This window comes from Aequorivita soesokkakensis (assembly GCF_001641085.1).
GTDB lineage: Bacteria > Bacteroidota > Bacteroidia > Flavobacteriales > Flavobacteriaceae > Aequorivita > Aequorivita soesokkakensis.
In genome coordinates this window covers 1-275 of the sequence record NZ_LXIE01000017.1, presented here as the reverse complement: position 1 = coordinate 275, position 275 = coordinate 1, and the positions used below count along the sequence as shown (strand labels likewise).

The 275-nt window shown below is 54.2% G+C and carries 1 protein-coding gene; it reads left to right on the top strand.

What is annotated here, in order from left to right; translation table 11 throughout:
* Nucleotides 1-275, top strand: a 275-nt coding sequence (locus tag A7A78_RS15110; protein WP_165593555.1) for a hypothetical protein, incomplete at both ends; no start/stop codon positions are given.

Sequence of the window (275 nt, the reverse complement as noted above, 5' to 3'; positions counted from 1 at the left end):
ACCCCCGAGATGCTGGCTGGTCAGGCCGGTGTTGCGACTACCTATTGGGTTGTTTTTACCGTGAATGTTACCGCTGGGAATGGATTTATCAGTTCTACCACTGCGACCATTGAGGGCTTCGACGCTTATTTTTCACCGGATGCGGGCGTTACCTGGCTGATCATCGCGGGCAACGATATTGTTTACAACTTCGAGGGCGACTGCGCACCGATTGGTGGAGGCGGGGGAAGCCCTTGCAGCCAGGACAACCCTGAAAATGCTTTTGAGAACGGGTA